Origin of the sequence: Marimonas arenosa, assembly GCF_030848945.1 — a bacterium.
GTDB lineage: Bacteria > Pseudomonadota > Alphaproteobacteria > Rhodobacterales > Rhodobacteraceae > Marimonas > Marimonas arenosa.
On record NZ_JANHAX010000001.1, the window covers coordinates 602,607 to 618,379 of the forward strand.

At 64.0% G+C, this 15,773-nt stretch carries 16 protein-coding genes; 6 read left to right on the forward strand and 10 right to left on the reverse strand.

The features are described from left to right. The 3 genes from NO357_RS02925 to pobA form a co-directional block, all read right to left on the reverse strand. On the reverse strand, positions 1-918 hold the full coding sequence (locus NO357_RS02925; RefSeq protein ID WP_306734112.1) for a branched-chain amino acid ABC transporter permease: 918 nt from the start codon (positions 916-918) through the stop codon (positions 1-3). 98 nt (positions 919-1,016) lie between these two features. Then, positions 1,017-2,156, reverse strand: coding sequence for an ABC transporter substrate-binding protein (locus NO357_RS02930; protein ID WP_306734113.1), 1,140 nt, complete (start codon positions 2,154-2,156; stop codon positions 1,017-1,019). Between the two features lie 97 nt (positions 2,157-2,253). Beyond that, positions 2,254-3,429 carry a 4-hydroxybenzoate 3-monooxygenase gene (pobA, locus tag NO357_RS02935; protein WP_306734114.1) on the reverse strand — a complete coding sequence of 392 codons (1,176 nt, stop codon included), beginning with the start codon at positions 3,427-3,429 and terminating at the stop codon, positions 2,254-2,256. An 89-nt stretch (positions 3,430-3,518) separates the two neighbouring features. Between pobA and NO357_RS02940 the strand changes: the two genes are divergently transcribed. Next, positions 3,519-4,376 carry a helix-turn-helix domain-containing protein gene (locus NO357_RS02940; protein ID WP_306734115.1) on the forward strand — a complete coding sequence of 286 codons (858 nt, stop codon included), beginning with the start codon at positions 3,519-3,521 and terminating at the stop codon, positions 4,374-4,376. Here the strand turns inward: NO357_RS02940 and NO357_RS02945 are convergent. The 6 genes from NO357_RS02945 to NO357_RS02970 all read right to left on the reverse strand — a co-directional run bounded on the left by NO357_RS02945 (position 4,373) and on the right by NO357_RS02970 (position 9,032). After that, positions 4,373-5,221, reverse strand: a complete 849-nt coding sequence (locus NO357_RS02945; protein WP_306734116.1) for a class III extradiol dioxygenase family protein — start codon at positions 5,219-5,221, stop codon at positions 4,373-4,375. The two genes, NO357_RS02940 and NO357_RS02945, sit on opposite strands and share 4 nt — an antisense overlap. 11 nt (positions 5,222-5,232) lie before the next feature. Then, positions 5,233-5,589: a protocatechuate 4,5-dioxygenase subunit alpha gene (locus NO357_RS02950; protein ID WP_306734117.1), complete on the reverse strand. Its 357-nt coding sequence runs from the start codon at positions 5,587-5,589 to the stop codon at positions 5,233-5,235. Positions 5,590-5,603: 14 nt separating this feature from the next. Then, positions 5,604-6,497, reverse strand: a complete 894-nt coding sequence (locus tag NO357_RS02955) for an amidohydrolase family protein (protein WP_306734118.1) — start codon at positions 6,495-6,497, stop codon at positions 5,604-5,606. Next, positions 6,494-7,540, reverse strand: a complete 1,047-nt coding sequence (locus tag NO357_RS02960; protein WP_306734119.1) for a 4-oxalomesaconate tautomerase — start codon at positions 7,538-7,540, stop codon at positions 6,494-6,496. The genes NO357_RS02955 and NO357_RS02960 overlap by 4 nt, the downstream gene beginning before the upstream one ends. A 65-nt stretch (positions 7,541-7,605) precedes the next feature. Continuing rightward, the gene (locus tag NO357_RS02965) at positions 7,606-8,298 is read right to left on the reverse strand and encodes a 4-carboxy-4-hydroxy-2-oxoadipate aldolase/oxaloacetate decarboxylase (protein ID WP_306734120.1); all 693 of its coding nucleotides are present in this window, start codon (positions 8,296-8,298) and stop codon (positions 7,606-7,608) included. Beyond that, a complete protein-coding gene (locus tag NO357_RS02970; RefSeq protein ID WP_306734121.1) occupies positions 8,295-9,032 on the reverse strand; it encodes a PIG-L deacetylase family protein in 738 nt (245 codons plus the stop codon). The genes NO357_RS02965 and NO357_RS02970 overlap by 4 nt, the downstream gene beginning before the upstream one ends. Positions 9,033-9,143: 111 nt before the next feature. Here NO357_RS02970 and NO357_RS02975 point away from each other — a divergent pair, with 111 nt between their 5' ends. From NO357_RS02975 to NO357_RS02995, 5 genes are all read left to right on the forward strand, one after another. After that, complete coding sequence (locus tag NO357_RS02975) at positions 9,144-10,349, forward strand: LysR family transcriptional regulator (RefSeq protein WP_306734122.1); 1,206 nt, start codon at positions 9,144-9,146, stop codon at positions 10,347-10,349. 124 nt (positions 10,350-10,473) lie between these two features. Then, a complete protein-coding gene (gene ligA, locus NO357_RS02980) occupies positions 10,474-10,866 on the forward strand; it encodes a protocatechuate 4,5-dioxygenase subunit alpha (protein WP_306734123.1) in 393 nt (130 codons plus the stop codon). Continuing rightward, on the forward strand, positions 10,866-11,711 hold the full coding sequence (locus NO357_RS02985) for a class III extradiol dioxygenase subunit beta (protein ID WP_306734124.1): 846 nt from the start codon (positions 10,866-10,868) through the stop codon (positions 11,709-11,711). The genes ligA and NO357_RS02985 overlap by 1 nt, the downstream gene beginning before the upstream one ends. A gap of 21 nt (positions 11,712-11,732) precedes the next feature. Further along, positions 11,733-12,674, forward strand: coding sequence for a Gfo/Idh/MocA family oxidoreductase (locus NO357_RS02990; protein WP_306734125.1), 942 nt, complete (start codon positions 11,733-11,735; stop codon positions 12,672-12,674). 125 nt (positions 12,675-12,799) lie between these two features. Next, on the forward strand, positions 12,800-14,341 hold the full coding sequence (locus NO357_RS02995) for a class I adenylate-forming enzyme family protein (RefSeq protein WP_306734126.1): 1,542 nt from the start codon (positions 12,800-12,802) through the stop codon (positions 14,339-14,341). A gap of 7 nt (positions 14,342-14,348) precedes the next feature. Here the strand turns inward: NO357_RS02995 and NO357_RS03000 are convergent, their stop codons facing one another. Continuing rightward, on the reverse strand, positions 14,349-15,686 hold the full coding sequence (locus NO357_RS03000; RefSeq protein WP_306734127.1) for an NAD(P)H-dependent oxidoreductase: 1,338 nt from the start codon (positions 15,684-15,686) through the stop codon (positions 14,349-14,351). Between the last annotated feature and the right edge of the window lie 87 nt (positions 15,687-15,773).

Here is a 15,773-nt window from a genome sequence, read left to right on the forward strand (position 1 = left end):
TCAGGCGCTCCCGTAAAGCCCGGTGGGCTTGAACAGCAGCACGCCCGCCATCAGGATGTAGATCGACATCGACGCCAGCGCCGCGCCCACGGCCGTGGCGCTCGACGGGTCCATGAAGGTGCCGAAAGCGACCGGCAGCAGCACCCGGCCCAGCGTGTCGGTCAGCCCGACCAGCAGCGCGCCGACGAAGGCCCCCTTGATCGAACCGATACCGCCAATGACGATGGTGACGAAGGCCAGGATCAACACCGGCTCGCCCATCCCCACCTGCACCGACTGGATCGCGCCCACCAGCGCGCCGGCGAACCCGGCCAGTGCCGCACCAAGCGCGAACACGGCCGTGTAGAGCACCGAGATGTTGACGCCAAGCGCGCCGATCATTTCGCGGTCGCTCTCGCCGGCGCGGATCCGCATGCCGATGCGGGTCTTGGAAATCAGCAGGAACAAAATGACGGCGACCGCGAGGCCGATCCCGATGATCGCCAGGCGATACGCCGGATAAGATATGCCTCCCGGGAGGCTGACCGCCCCCGACAGCGCCGCCGGCACGTCGAGATACAGCGGGAAGGAGCCGAAAACCCACCGCGTACTTTCGGAAAAGATCAGGATCAGCGCGAAGGTCGCCAGCACCTGATCGAGATGATCCCGGTCGTAGAGTCGACGGATCACGAGCACCTCGACCAGAACGCCCGCGATCGCCGCGGCAGCCAGTGACGCGGCAAGCGCCAGTGCGAACGATCCGGTGGCGGCTGCGACGCCGGCGGCGGCAAATGCTCCGACCATGTACAGTGAGCCATGCGCGAGGTTGATCAGCCCCATCACGCCGAAAATCAGCGTCAGCCCCGCCGACATCAGAAACAGCATCACGCCGAATTGCAGCCCGTTCAGCAGCTGCTCGATGAGGAGTATGAGAGACATATCGGTTCGCGAAAACACAGCCCCGGACCTGCTCCGGGACCTCTTTCACGAACGCGAAGAGATCCCGGATCGCCATCCGGGGCCGCGATGGTTTCAGCTTACATCTTGCAGTCGGCAGCGTAGGCGTCGGTGTGCTCGGTCGCCGCGGTGCCGATGATCTTGTTGGTCACCACGTCCCCTTCCTTGACGACCTCACGCATGTAGATGGTCTGGATCGGGTGATGGTTGGGGCCGAACTTGAAATCGCCGCGGGTCGAGGCGAATTCGGCCGCTTCCAGCGCGGCGCGGAAGCCATCGGCATCCTTGACGTCAGCCTTGCCCATTGCCGAGATCAACAGCAGGGCGGTGTCGAAGCCCTGGCTGGCGTAAAGCGACGGCAGTCGGCCATATTCGGCCTGGAAGCTTTCGACGAACGCCTTGTTGGCCGCGTTGTCGAGATCTTTCGACCAGTGCGAGGTGTTCTTGACACCAAGCGCCGCTTCCCCGATGGCGCCGAGGATGCCCTGATCGAACGAGAATGCCGGGCCCATGACCGGCTTGTCAGCGCCCGAACCGGCATATTGCTTCATGAAGGAAATCCCCATGCCGCCCGGCAGGAAGTAGTAAACCAGATCGGCGTCGGCAGCCTTGATCTGGGCGATCTCGGCGGCATAGTCGGTTTGCCCGAGCTTGGTGTAGACTTCAGCGGCCACATCGCCTTTGAAGAACCGCTTGAAACCCGCGATCATGTCCTTGCCGGCGGGATAGTTCGGCGCCATCAGGAACACCTTGCCGATGCCGTTCTCCGACGCCCAGGCGCCCGCGGCCTCGTTGAAGGCATCGTTCTGCCAGCTGACGTTGAAATAGTTCTTGTGGCAGCCCTTCCCAGCCAGCGCCGAGGGGCCGGCGTTCGGCGACAAATAGAACTTGCCCTGCGCCGTCACTGCCGGCACCACCGCCATCGCCAGGTTCGACCAGATGATGCCGGTCAGAACGTCGACCTTCTCCTGCTGCACCAGCTTGTCGGCCAGTTGAACGGCGATGTCGGGTTTGCGCTGATCGTCTTCGATCACCACTTCGATATCGGCGCGGCCGGACTGCTTGACCGCCAGCATGAAGCCGTCGCGCACGTCGATGCCAAGGCCTGCACCACCGCCTGACAGCGTGGTGATCATCCCCACTTTCACGCCCTCGGCATAGGCGGCCCCCATGGTAAATGCCGCGGCGCAGGTGGCCGCCAACAATGCTTTGAGTTTCATCTCTTTCCTCCCGTTGGTCAGGATGCTTACGATCCCGTCGCGGCCCAGAGTTTCGTGCCCCGGGCCGGTTGTCAACATTTGGCAGGAAATTTGCGCCTCAGAACGGCAGACCGGTATAGTTCTCGGCCAACGAACTTTGCGCCGCGTCGGACGAGAACAGGTATTCCAGTTCAATCTCCTGAAGGCGTTTGTCGTAGTCGAGGCTATCGGGATAGGTGTGCAGCATGTTGGTCATCCACCACGAGAACCGCTGCGCCTTCCACACCCGTGCAAGCGCCTTTTTCGAATAATTCTCAATACCTTCGTCGTCACCTTTGAGGTAATAATCGGCCAACGCGTGGTAGAGGTAGTAGATGTCCGAGGCCGCCGAGTTCAGCCCGCGCGCACCGGTCGGCGGCACGATATGGGCGGCATCGCCGGCCAGGAACAGATTGCCATAGCGCATCGGCTCGGCGACGAAAGAGCGCAACGGCGCGATCGACTTCTCGATCGACGGACCGGTTTGCATCCGCTCGGCAACCTCCGCCGGCAGACGCCGTTTCAGTTCGACCCAGAAATCTTCGTCCGACCAGTCCTCGACGCTGTCGGTCAGCGGTACCTGGATGTAATATCGGCTCAGCACCTGGCTGCGCAGCGAACACAGCGCAAAGCCCCTGTCATGACGGGCGTAGATCAATTCGTCGTTCACCGGCTTGGTTCGGCTCAGCACGCCCAGCCAGCCGAACGGATAGACCTTCTCGTATTCGCGCAACACATCCGCAGGGATCGATTTCCGCGAGGGGCCGTGGAAGCCGTCGGCGCCGATAATGTAGTCGCAGTCGATACGGATGATCTCGTCGCCGTCGCGATAGGTAACAAAGGGCGGCGTGTCGGCCTTGATGTCATGCAGTTTCACGTCTTCGACATTGTGGATGACCTTGCCGTTCATCCGGTCGCGCGCCTCGTAGAGATCGCGGGTCAACTCGGTCTGGCCATAGACCATCACCGAATTGCCGCCCGAGAACTTGTGCAGATCGACCCGGGTCATCGCGCCATTGTTCGAGATGAAAAAGCCCTCATGGATCTCGCCTTCGGCATCCATCCGGTCGCCGCATTGCGCCTCGCGCATCAGGTCGGCGAACCCGTGCTCGAGCACCCCGGCGCGGATCCGGCCGAGCACATATTCGCGCGAGTGCTTTTCCAGCACGATGGTGTCGATGCCCTTGAGATGGAGAAGCTGGCTCAGCATCAGACCGGACGGGCCGCCCCCGATGATACAGACTTGCGTTTCCATGGCATATCCTCCTCGCATTTCGGTAAATCTGCCACGCCAGTCGCCGGAAACGAATGGACCGGCGCGTCCAATACTTGTATGATTCGAACATGATGGAAGGCGCCTCGCATATCCAGACCTTCGCACTCTTCGGCGACGACAGCGAATTGCCGGACGTGGTCCATGTCGAAACCATCGAGGCGCGGTCGCGTCTGCACGACTGGGAGTTCACTCCCCATCGCCACGGCAACCTGCACCAGGTTCTGTTGCTGCAATCCGGTGGCGGAGAGGCTACGCTGGACGGCCGCGCGCTGCCACTGAGCGACATGAAGATCATCAACGTCCCCATTGGTATCGTTCACGGTTATCGGTTCGATGAGGGCACGCGCGGGCATGTGGTGACGCTGGCCGCCGAAGTCTTCGACGGCTCGTTGCGCCCGTCCGAGGGACTGGCCGGGATTCTCGCCCGCCCGGCCCTGATCGACGCGCCGGAACCAATCGCCGAAACGATCCGCCGGATCGAGGCCGCCTTCATCTCGCGCAGCTTCGGCCGCGCCCAGATCCTGCGCTCGCTGTCAGGTCTGCTGCTTGGACAGATCGCGCAAGCGATGATGGAAACGGACGATCTTGCGGGTCCGGCCGCGACGCCCCCGCTTCTGGCGCGGTTCGACCACCTGATCGAGCAGCATTACCGCAGCGCGTGGAGCGTGTCCGACTATGCCCGCGCGCTTGCCGTAACCCCGACCCATCTCAGCCGGATCAGCCGCGCGGCCACCGGCCGGCCGGCGTCGAAACGGATCGAGGAACGCCTGATCCGCGAGGCCCGGCGCAACCTCGTCTACACCAACCTGCCGGTGTCGACGATCGCCTACGAACTGGGGTTCGACGACCCGGCCTATTTCAGCCGGGTCTTTTCACGGGCAACGGGCTTGAGCCCCCGGGCCTTTCGGGAACGGGCAGCCGCCTAAGCCGCGCATTCCAACAGAAGCGTGCCGGCGGCGGTGTTCGAGATCGGAATGTGATAGTTGCGGGTGATTTCGGTCACGTCGTCACCCAACGCCCCGCGCATCATCATCCACATCAGGAACTCGGTGCCCTGGGCGCCGGCTTTTTCGACCAGTTCCAGACGGCTGATCTTGGTCAGCTCGTCCGGATTATGGACAATGTTATCAAGACAGTACTGGTCGAACTCCTTGTTGATGAAGCCCGCCCGCTGACCGTCGAGCTGATGGCTCAACCCGCCGGTGCCCAGCACCACGATCTTGGCGTCCTCCGGGAAACTGAGCAGCGCCTTTCTCAGCGCCCGTCCGAAGGCCAGCGCCCGCTTCAGCGTCGGGATCGGGTGCTGCACCGTGTTGGCCGAGATCGGCACGGTGCGCGGCATGTCGGGATGATGCGGCGCGCCGGGCCAGAACAGCTGCATCGGCACCACGAAGCCGTGATCGACCGCCAGTTCCTGGCACGAGGTGATGTCGAACTCGTCCGCCACCATGCTCTCGATGATGTGCCAGCTCAGCTCGGGCGCGCCGGGGAACGGATCGAGCGACGGCAGGCCCCAGCCCTCGTCCTCGTTGCGGTATTCATGCGCCGCGCCGATGGCGAAGGTCGGCATCTGGTCAAGAAAGAAGCCCAACCCGTGGTCGTTGTAGATGTTGATGCAATAGTCGGGCTTGTGCTCGGCGATCCAGGCGTGAACCTTGGGATATCCGTCGAAGAACGGCTTCCAGTACGGGTCGTCGTAAAGCTCGTTCTGGATCGCGTTGCCGACAGCGGGAATATGCGAGGTGGTGATGCCGCCAAGAATTTTTGCCATTTTACAGCTCCTTACGCCTGGCTCTTGAGGAATTTTTTGAACTCCTCGGTGGTGCGGCCGGTCTGCATCCCGCCGACATCCTGCACCGAAAGCTTGAAAATGCCCGCGAGCTTGGCGAGGTAGTAGATGTTGCCGCCGGCTTCGATCATCGCCAGGATGTCGCTGTCACGGATCGCCTGCTTCTGCTGCTCGTTGAGGCCGTATTTCTCCATCCAGGCCTCGGGATCGGCCTTGAAGGCCTCGCGGTTCTCGGCCTTGTTGAACTCATAGCACATCTTGTTCAGCGCATAGCCTTTCATCGCCTGCTTACCGTCGAAGATCGTGGTGCCGGGGATGTCGATGTGAACGTCGAAACCGGGTTGGTCCATGGGTTTTCCCTCTCTCAGCGCGCCCAGTAGAGGCGCATCGGGTTGTCGACCAACAGCTTTTGCTGCTGCTCGGCCGTTCGCGCGATTTTCGGAATGAAATCGACCAGCTGCCCGTCGTCAGGCATGTGAGATTTCATGTTCGGATGCGGCCAGTCGGTACCCCAGAGCACGCGGTCGGGGAAACGTTCAACGACCGCCTGCGCGTAAGGCACCACGTCTTCATAGTCCGGCGGCCCCTCGACCGACAGCCGCTCCGGGCAGGTCACCTTCGACCAGATGTTGTCGTTGCGGGCCATCAGATCGAGAAAGCGCTGGAAATCAGGATGATCCACGCCTTTGCTCACGTCAGGCCGCCCCATGTGGTCGACCACGATCACGGTCGGCAGGCGTTCGAGGAACGGCACCAGTTCCGCCAGGTCTGCGGCCTCGAAATAGACCACGATATGCCAGCCCAGCGGCTTGATTTTCTCGGCAATCGACAGGAACACCTCTTTTGGCGTGGCATCGACCAGCCGCTTGACGAAGTTGAACCTCACCCCGCGCACGCCGGCGGCATCCATGTCGCGAAGCTCGGCCTCGGTGATATCGGGGCCCACGCTGGCGATCCCCCGCGCCAGATCCCCGGCCGTCCGGCAGGCATCGACCATGGCGCCGTTGTCCTTGCCGTGGCAGGTTGCCTGCACGATCACATTGCGCGAGAACCCGAGGAAATCGCGCAGCGCGAACAGCTTGTCCTTGCCGGCGTTGCAGGGCGTGTATTTCCGCTCGGGCGCAAACGGGAACGCGGGGCTCGGCCCGAAGACATGGCAATGGGCATCCACCGCGCCGTCCGGCAATCGGAATCTCGGCTTCGACGGGCTCTGGTGAAACACCAGCCAATCGGCATCCATCACCTGTTTCTCGCTCATCCGAACACCTCTCCATCCATCAGTTTCCGCGCGGTGCGCAGGATCGCCGCGCTCTCCACCGCACCCTGTGCGCCCAGCGTCGCCACCACCGTCATCTCACCGCTGGGATGTTCCACCGACAGGGCGCGCTCGCGCCCCGCGCCGCGCCGCGCAAGATCAAAGGCCACCGAGCCCGGAACCAGACAGGCAGTGGCAACCGACACCGCACCCAGAACCCCGATCGCCTTGTGGCAGCGATGCGGAATGAAGCTGCGGGTGGCAATCGCGCCGCCGTCCCGCGGCGCACTCACCAGCGTCATCTTCGGCACCGATTTCTCGGCCACGTTCCCCAGGTTCATCAGCGGCCCGCAGGCCAGCCGGATCGCCTCCAGCTTGGCGCGCAAGGCCTCGTTCGCCTCCAGCGCGTCCGGCGTCTCGTCGCCGGACATCCCCATATCCGCCGCCCGCAACACCACCACCGGCATGCCGTTGTCGATCATCGTGACCGCGACGCCGGCCACCGTGTCGCTGGCTTTGCCGGTCGGCAACAGTGCGCCGCACGAACTTCCGGCGGTGTCATTGAATGCGATCGGCACCGCCGCCGCCGTCCCTGGCACCCCGTCGATCCTTGCCGGCCCGGTATAGGTCACGGCCCCTCCCGGCGTCTGCACCCGGGCCACCGCCACCTGGCCGGTGTTCTCCATGAAGATCGTCACCGGCGTCTCCCCGGCCCGCGCCGCAACCAGCCCGCGTTCGATGGCGAACGGGCCGACCCCGGCCAGGACGTTGCCGCAATTCTGCGCGTCGGTCACGATCGGCCGGTCAACAAAGACCTGCAGGAACAGGTAGTCCACATCGATTCCCGGTCGCTCCGAGCGTTTCACCACCGCCACTTTCGAGGTCAACGGATCGCCGCCGCCCATGCCATCGATCTGTCGCGGATCGGGGCTGCCCATGACCCGCAGCAGGAACGCGTCGTGGTCTTCGGGCAGGTCGTCGGCCAGGAAATACCCGGCCTTGGAGGTCCCCCCCCGCATCCACATGCATCGCACGCCGGCGGACATCTCCGTCTCCTTCCTCTTTCCTCAAGTATCCCGGGGGTCCGGGGGCAGCGCCCCCGATCCCGCACTCAGAGGTATTTCAACCCCTTCTCCGCCAGCCGGCCGCGCATGTCATAGATGTCGAGCCCCAGTTCACCGGCTTCGAACCGGGCCCGCTTGTCACCCTCGTTGGCCTCACGCGCCCGCGCTTTTTCCAGCACCTCTGTCGCGTCCTCGCGTCGCACCACGACAACGCCGTCATCGTCGGCGACGATGATGTCGCCGGGATTTGCCAATTCCTGCCCACAGACCACCGGGACATTGACCGCCCCCAGCGTCTCTTTCACCGTACCTTGCGCGCAGATTGCCTTGGACCAGACCGGAAAGCCCATCTCGGTCAGGTCGCGCACATCGCGCACGCCGGCGTCGATCACCAGCCCGCGGCAGCCGCGCGCCATGGCGCTGGTCGCCAGAAGGTCGCCGAAATACCCGGCATCCGACGGCGAGGTGGTGCCCAGCACCATGATGTCGCCTTCCTGCAGCTGTTCGATACAGACATGGATCATCCAGTTGTCCGCCGGCGGCGCCAGGATCGTCACTGCACTCCCCGCCACCCGCGCGCCCGAATAGATCGGCCGCATATAGGATGCCAACAGTCCCTTGCGGCCCTGCGCCTCGTGCACCGTGGCAACACCGCAGGCCGCGAGACCGTCGATCACCGCCTGATCGGCGCGTTCCACCTGCGTGACAACCACGCCCGTCTGTCCCGGCTGAATACTCATTTCAGTTCGTCCACCGTGCGGGGGAAGATCGTCTCGAAGCCTTCGGCGTATTCCGCCTTGCGGCCGCCGGCCATTCCACCCGAATTGCGGCGGAAATGGTTGGCGCGGTTCTCGGCCACGTTCTTGTAGAAGCTCCACAAATGCTCCTGGCCCTGCATGCACTGGATCGCCGCCCATTTCTTGTCCCACACCGGCGTGATGTCGAGGAACACGCTCGGCTTCCAGCCCATTTGCTCGGTCTGGTGCGGTTCGAACAAGTAGAGCTGCGGCGCGCCCAACACCTTTTGCCCCGGATTGTGGCCCCAGGCCTGGGCAATCATCCGGGTTTCCAGCGCGAACTGGGTCGTGTTCATGTGATCGGTGTTATAGGGGTCCCATTTCGAATGGCTCATCATCCAGTTCGGCTGGACCTCGCGGATCACGTCGACCATGCGGTCCTGCGTCTCTCTGCCGAGGTCGAGCGGGTAGTCGCCCACGTCGAAAAACCGGATGTCGTGCACCCCCAAAGCCTGTGCCGCGTTCTCCGCCTCGCGCTTGCGCTCGGACTTGACCTTGTCCAGCGTCATGCCGTCCTGCTTCCACAGCTTGGCGCTTTCGCCGCGCTCGCCGAAGCTCAGGCAGACCACGGTGACGTTGTAACCCAGTTCCTGGTGCAGGGCGATGGCGCCGCCCCCGCGCCAGACGAAATCGGCGGAATGGGCGGAAATGACCAGGGCGGTTTTGCTGTCGGACATGGCATGGGCTCCCAGAATCTTTCTTACCGCCAGCTTGCCGCAGGCCCGCGCGATTGCCTATTTCGAATTCGGCCTCTAAGATAAGTTTTTTCTATAACGGCGATGTCAGCCATGCTCGACTTCCCCAATATCCGGCATATGCGTGTGTTTCTCGAGACCGCCCGGACCGGGTCGGTTTCGATGGCCGCCGACCGCTGCGCCCTGTCCCAGCCCGCCGCAACGCAGGCCATCAAGCGGCTGGAACACGGGCTTGGCGCCGAGCTCCTGGTCCGCCGGACCCGCAGTTTCGCGCTGACCCGCTGCGGCGGGCTGTTCGCCGCCCGTGTCGAGGCGGCGCTGACCCACCTGCACAACGGCGCCAAGGCCGCCATGCGCGGCGCCGACAGGGCCCGCGCGCCGTTTGACCGGATGGTCACCGCCGCACAGCTCAGAACGTTGATCGCGGTGGCGGGCAGCGGCAGTTTCACCGTCGCCGCCCTGAAGCTCGGCCTGTCGCAACCCACCGTCCACCGCGCCGCGCGGGGACTGGAAGAGGCCGCCGGCGTGCCGTTCTTCCGCGCCACGGCCTCGGGTGTCGAGCTGACCCAGGCGGCACAGGCCTTCGTACTGGGCGCCAAGCTCGCCCTGGCGGAAATCCGGCAGGGCGTCGAGGAGATCACCCGCGAGATGGGCGAAGAGCGCTCGCAGTTCGTGCTTGGCAGCCTGCCACTGGCCCGCACCGCCATCGTGCCCAAGGCGACCCACGCCATGATCGCCGGAAGCCCCGGGGTGCAGGTCCGGGTGGTCGACGGTCGCTATGACGATCTGCTGCGAAGCCTTCGCGAAGGCGACATCGATTGCATGATCGGCGCCCTGCGCGACCCGCCACCGGCCGATGACATCGTGCAGGAGCGGCTGTTCGATGACGCGCTTGCCATCGTTGCCCATCCCTCGCATCCACTGGCCGGGCTCACCGGTCTCACACTGGAAGACACGCTCGCCTATCCCTGGATCGCACCACCGAAATCAGCACCGGCGGGGCAATACCTGTTCGAAACCCTGCGCATCCAGGACCGCCCGGAAACCCCGGTCCGGGTGGTGTCGTCCTCGCTCGTTTTGCTGCGCGGGCTTCTGGCCGAGGGGCCCTATGTCTCGATCATCTCGCGCCACCAGATCGCGGTCGAGGAACGCGCCGGCCTGATCACGCCGCTGGATATCGCGCTGACAGGCGACCGCCGCCCCATTGGCCTGACCACCCGCGCCGGCTGGCGCCCGACCGAAACCCAGGACCGCTTCCTCGACCACCTGCGCGCCTTCGCCCGAAGCGAAACCGCTTGATTTCGCGGCCATAGCTTTTTTCAATACCGGAGAAGCGGAAGTGATTGGGCGCTTAGCCTGCACAAATGGTACCCAATCAGGGCCTCTTTCAGGCCACGCGCGCAGAACAGGACGGAGGAGAGACATGACCGACAAACCCTACGAGGACATCCCCGGCACGTTCGTTTTCGATGCCGACCGCGGGCGCGAGGGCTATCACCTCAACCAGTTCTGCATCTCGATGCGGCTGCAGAAGAACCGTGATGCGTTCAATGCCGATGAAGAGGCCTATCTCGATCAATACCCGATGACGCCGGACCAGCGCGAAGCGGTGCTCAAGCGCGACTGGAACCGGATGCTCGAGCTTGGCGGCAACATCTACTACACCTCCAAGCTTGCCGCCAATGACGGCATCAATTTCCAGGAACTCGCCGGCATCATGACCGGCATGGGCCGCGAGGCCTATCGCGACATGATGCTGCATGGCGGCCGGCCGATCGAAGGCAACCGCTACAAGAAAGAATGGGGAGAAGACTGATGGCCAAACTCGTTGCTGGCGTGGGCTGTTCCCACGTGCCCGCCATCGGCGTGGCGATGGACACTCACATCACTGACCAGCCCTATTGGGCGCCGATGTTCGCGGGCTTCGAGAAGTCGAAACAGTGGATCAAAGAGGTCAACCCCGATGTCGTCTTCCTAGTCTATAACGACCATTGCACCGCCTTCGATGCGTCCTGCATCCCGACCTTCGCGCTGGGCTGCGCCGCCGAGTTCCAGCCCGCCGACGAAGGCTGGGGCCCGCGACCAGTGCCGGTGGTGAAGAATCACCAGAAAATGGCCTCGCATATCGCCCAGTCGCTGATTCTCGACGAGTTCGACATCACCATCATGAACGAGATGGAGGTCGACCACGGCCTGACTGTGCCCTTGAGCCTGATGTATGGCGAGGTCGAGGCATGGCCGGCGCTGGTGATTCCGCTGGCGGTCAACGTGGTGCAATACCCTGCCCCCACCGGCAACCGCTGCTACAACCTCGGCAAGGCGGTCCGCCGCGCCATCGAGAGCTTCGACGAAGACCTCAAGGTGGTGATCTTCGGCACCGGCGGCATGAGCCACCAACTGCAATACAAGCGCGCCGGGCTGATCAACCCCGAATGGGACAAGGCCTTCCTCGACCGCCTGACCTCCGACCCGGTGGGCCTGGCGCAGATGCCGCATGTCGACTATCTGCGCGAGGCCGGCAGCGAGGGGGTCGAGATGGTCATGTGGCACGTCATGCGCGGCGCGCTTGACGACGAGGTCACAGAGATCCACCGCCATTACCACGTGCCCGCCTCGAACACGGCCGTGGGCCACATCATTCTCGAGAACAAGGCGGCCTGAGCCGCGAACAGGAGGAACACCATGCGAATCTGTGTCGCCGGCGCCTATGGCGCCTTTGGCATCAAACATCTCGACGCACTGGCCGCGATCGACGGGGTCGAGGTCACCTCGGTGATGGGGCCGACCAAGGACAAGATCGAGGCGCTGGCCGCAGAACGCGGCATCGGCCACGCTGCCACCACGCTCGAGGAATGCCTGGCACAAGACAATGTCGACGCGGTGATCCTCGCCACCCCCACGCAGCTGCATGCCGAACAGGCCATTGCCTGCATGAAGGCGGGCAAGCCGGTACTGGTGGAAATTCCCATGGCCGACAGCCTGGCGGATTCGGAAGAAATCGTCCGGGTACAGAAGGAAACCGGTGTCTTGGCCATGGCCGGCCAGGTGCGGCGCTTCAACCCCAGCCACCAATGGATTCACAACAAAATCGCCGCCGGCGAGCTGAAGGTCCAGCAGATGGACGTGCAGACCTATTTCTTCCGTCGCTCGAACATGAATGCCAAGGGCGAGCCGCGCTCGTGGACCGACCATCTGCTCTGGCACCACGCCTGCCACACGGTCGACCTGTTCCAGTACCAGACCGGCGAGACCGTGTCCGAGGCGTTCGGGCTCGAAGGTCCGCATCACCCCGAACTGGGTATCGCCATGGATATGTCGATCGGTATGAAGACGCCGTCGGGCGCGCTCTGCACCCTGTCTTTGTCTTTCAACAACGACGGGCCGCTCGGCACCTTCTTCCGCTACATCTGCGACAACGGCACCTATATCGCCCGCTACGACGACCTGTTCGATGGCTACGACAAACCGATCGACCTCAGCAATGTCGCCGTGTCGAACAACGGCATCGAGCTGATCGACCGTGAGTTCATCTCGGCCATCAAGGAAGAGCGCGAACCCAACGGCTCGGTCCGCCAGGTGCTGGAAGCGATGCGCACGCTCGACAAGATCGAGAAGTGTTTCTGATGTTGGACGTGGGTTAGCAGTCGCCCCAAGTAAACAATAAAAGCGCCGTGGCCGGGAAATGCCGCGGCGTTTTTCTTGCGGGACCGCCCGCAGGCGGGAAACCTGCCGGCGAAAGGAGGCCCGCCATGACATCCGATTTTCCCCGCCTGCGTGCGCCGGAGGGCGACCAGTATACCGCGCTCGATTTCGGCACGGCCTTCTACGACGCCATCGCCCGCGACCCCGGAAAACTGGCGGTCGTCGACGAGGCCCATGCCTGGGACTGGGCGACGTTCGGCGCGCTGGCCAAGCGGGTGGCAGGCACGTTGACCGCACAGGGGCATGGACGCGGTGCCCGGGTGGCGGTTCTGGCGCGGAACTCGGCCGAGTATCTGGCGCTTTACGCCGGTATCCTCTGTGCCGGCGCCTGCGTGGTGCCGCTGCCGGTCTCGGCGACATCGCAGGTCCTGCGCGGGATGCTCACCGATTGCGGCGCCGCGCTTCTCTTTGCCGACTCCGCCAATGCCGGCCTAGCGGCCGGGCTCGGAGCACCAGAAGTGGTCACGCTCGAGGATCTGCCGGTCTGGGCCGACGCCGACCCGCAACCCGACCCGACCGCGCCCGACCCGGACGATTTCTTCGACCTGATCTATTCCTCGGGCACCACCGGCACCCCCAAGGGGATCATCCACGACCACCGCTTTCGCGCCCGGCAGCTGATGCGGATGCCACGCTTCGGACTCGACGAAAACGCCCGGCTCCTGGTGTCGACCCCGCTGTATTCCAACACCACGCTGGTCGCGGCGCTGCCGGTGATGGCCAAGGGCGGCACCCTCGTGTCGATGGCGAAATTCGATGTCACCCGCTTCCTCGAGCTTTCGGAAAAGCACCGTATCACCAATGCCATGCTGGTGCCGGTGCAGTACATGCGGATCATGGCGGCACCCGACTTCGACCGTTACGATCTTTCGAGTTATCGCGCCAAGACCTCGACCTCGGCCCCTCTTCCGGCGCCGCTCATCCGCGATATCCTCGCCCGCTGGCCCGGAGAGCTTTACGAGATCTACGGCATGACCGAAGGCGGTCTGTCGACGGTGCTCGACGCCCGCGCCCAGCCCGACAAGCTCGATACCGTCGGCAAGCCCGCCGAGGGCTGCGAACTCAGGGTGATCGATGAGGCCGGCACCGAATTGCCAGCCGGCGCGTTCGGCGAGATCGTCGGCCGCGGCGGGCCGATGATGCAGGGCTATCTTCACGCCCCCGAAAAGACGCTGGAGGCTACCTGGACAAGCCCCGAGGGGATTGATTTCATCCGCACCGGCGACATGGGCCGGGTCGACGAGGACGGCTTCCTGCATCTTCTGGATCGCAAGAAGGACATGATCATCTCGGGCGGCTTCAACATCTATGCCGCCGATCTCGAACGGGTGCTGCGCGACCATCCGGCGGTGGCGGATGTGGCGGTGATCGCGGTGCCGTCGCCGCAATGGGGCGAAACCCCGCTGGGCCTGGTGGTCAGGCGCCCCGGCGACCTCACCGGCGCCGAAGAGATCCTTGACTGGGCCAATGCCCGGCTCGGAAAGACACAACGCCTGTCGGCGGTCGAGTTCCGCACGGACCTGCCGCGCAGCGCCATCGGAAAGATCGAAAAACGTGTTCTGCGCGCGCCCTACTGGGAAGAGCGCTGATCCCGGGTCAGTCCAGATACGCGGCCAATGCACGGCGCATCTCGTGGACATCCAGATCGTCGCAGATCTCGACATCGTCAAGCGTGATGACCTGGTCGCGCGCCACCGCCCGTTTCAACGTCACGTTATGCGCCAGCCCGATTGGCAGCGCCGCCATCGCCGCCGAGGCCCGCGCCGGGATCGCTTTGGCCCAGACCTTGAAGCCGCCTTCGCCGTCGAGAACGTCGCCGGCAGCGAAATCGCCCTTGGCCGTGGCCACCGCGTCACCGCGCCAGCGGGTCGATGACCCGGTGGCCTCGCCGCGCAGGCAGGCCGAAAGCACCGAAACGCTAGTCTCAAGCCCGATCAGGTGAAACGGTCGCCACATTGAGCCGTACCAGCCGGACTCATCGGTCAGCAGCCCGTATTGCTGGAAACAGGCGCGGGTATAGGCATCCGGGGCGCGGAAGGTCACGAACATGCCGTACTGGATGTTGTTCAACACCACCCGGCCGTCTGGCTCGCGGCTGGCGGCAATGTCCACCAGCCCGGCCCGGGGCAGTTGCCCGCCGTCGCTTTCCGGCTTGAACACCTGCGCCAGGTCCTGCAGCCCGGCAGGATGGAAGGCCAGACCGTCCCCGGGGCAGTCGAGCCCGGTGGCATTGGCGACCGCCGCCATCTCGATGGCCGCCTTGGTGCCATCGGTGAAGGAATTGTACATTTTCGGATTGAAATCGCCCGCCGCGACCTCTTCCTCGCTCCATCCGAAAAAGCTCCAGACCGTGTCCGGTGTCGAATACCGGTAGGGCGGCGCGAAGTTCATCCCCTTGCCCGCAGCGACGAGTTCGAACCCGCAGGCCCCCACCCAGTCGACCAGCTCGCAGATCGCCGCCGGCTGATCGCCATAGGCCATGGAATACACCACCCCCATCTCGCGCGCCCGGGCGGCAATCAGCGGGCCGCAGAGCACGTCGGCCTCGACATTCACCATCACCACGTGCTGACCGGCCTCGATCGCCGCCAGCGCATGGCGGATGCCGGCGATGGGATGGCCGGTGGCCTCTATAATGCAGTCGATCCCCTCGAAGCCCAGCAGATCAGCGGCGTTTTCGGTCACATAGGTCGTGCCCGCGTCCATCGCCTGCGACAACGACCCGGCAGAAAAGCGTTCCGCCTGCCAATGCACGCGTGACAGGGCCTCACGCGCCTTGCCGACATCCAGATCGGCGATGCCGACGATATGATAGCCCGGAATGTGCTTGGCCTGGGCCAGGATCATCGAGCCGAACTTGCCCGCCCCGATCAGGCCGACCCGCACCGGCTTGCCCGCCGCCGTCCGCACGGCCAGCATGGATGACAAATTCATCGCGCCGTCCCTCCGTTGATCAATCTCTCCGAAGCAATACTAAGACCTGCCGCTGCACCCACCATGCATTTCTTCTTGGCTAAGATT

Coding starts and splice junctions, on each gene's coding strand:
- NO357_RS02925 (WP_306734112.1), bottom strand. CDS start 918: ATGTCTCTCATACTCCTCATCGAGCAGCTGCTGAACGGGCTGCAATTC.
- NO357_RS02930 (WP_306734113.1), bottom strand. CDS start 2,156: ATGAAACTCAAAGCATTGTTGGCGGCCACCTGCGCCGCGGCATTTACC.
- pobA (WP_306734114.1), bottom strand. CDS start 3,429: ATGGAAACGCAAGTCTGTATCATCGGGGGCGGCCCGTCCGGTCTGATG.
- NO357_RS02940 (WP_306734115.1), top strand. CDS start 3,519: ATGATGGAAGGCGCCTCGCATATCCAGACCTTCGCACTCTTCGGCGAC.
- NO357_RS02945 (WP_306734116.1), bottom strand. CDS start 5,221: ATGGCAAAAATTCTTGGCGGCATCACCACCTCGCATATTCCCGCTGTC.
- NO357_RS02950 (WP_306734117.1), bottom strand. CDS start 5,589: ATGGACCAACCCGGTTTCGACGTTCACATCGACATCCCCGGCACCACG.
- NO357_RS02955 (WP_306734118.1), bottom strand. CDS start 6,497: ATGAGCGAGAAACAGGTGATGGATGCCGATTGGCTGGTGTTTCACCAG.
- NO357_RS02960 (WP_306734119.1), bottom strand. CDS start 7,540: ATGTCCGCCGGCGTGCGATGCATGTGGATGCGGGGGGGGACCTCCAAG.
- NO357_RS02965 (WP_306734120.1), bottom strand. CDS start 8,298: ATGAGTATTCAGCCGGGACAGACGGGCGTGGTTGTCACGCAGGTGGAA.
- NO357_RS02970 (WP_306734121.1), bottom strand. CDS start 9,032: ATGTCCGACAGCAAAACCGCCCTGGTCATTTCCGCCCATTCCGCCGAT.
- NO357_RS02975 (WP_306734122.1), top strand. CDS start 9,144: ATGCTCGACTTCCCCAATATCCGGCATATGCGTGTGTTTCTCGAGACC.
- ligA (WP_306734123.1), top strand. CDS start 10,474: ATGACCGACAAACCCTACGAGGACATCCCCGGCACGTTCGTTTTCGAT.
- NO357_RS02985 (WP_306734124.1), top strand. CDS start 10,866: ATGGCCAAACTCGTTGCTGGCGTGGGCTGTTCCCACGTGCCCGCCATC.
- NO357_RS02990 (WP_306734125.1), top strand. CDS start 11,733: ATGCGAATCTGTGTCGCCGGCGCCTATGGCGCCTTTGGCATCAAACAT.
- NO357_RS02995 (WP_306734126.1), top strand. CDS start 12,800: ATGACATCCGATTTTCCCCGCCTGCGTGCGCCGGAGGGCGACCAGTAT.
- NO357_RS03000 (WP_306734127.1), bottom strand. CDS start 15,686: ATGAATTTGTCATCCATGCTGGCCGTGCGGACGGCGGCGGGCAAGCCG.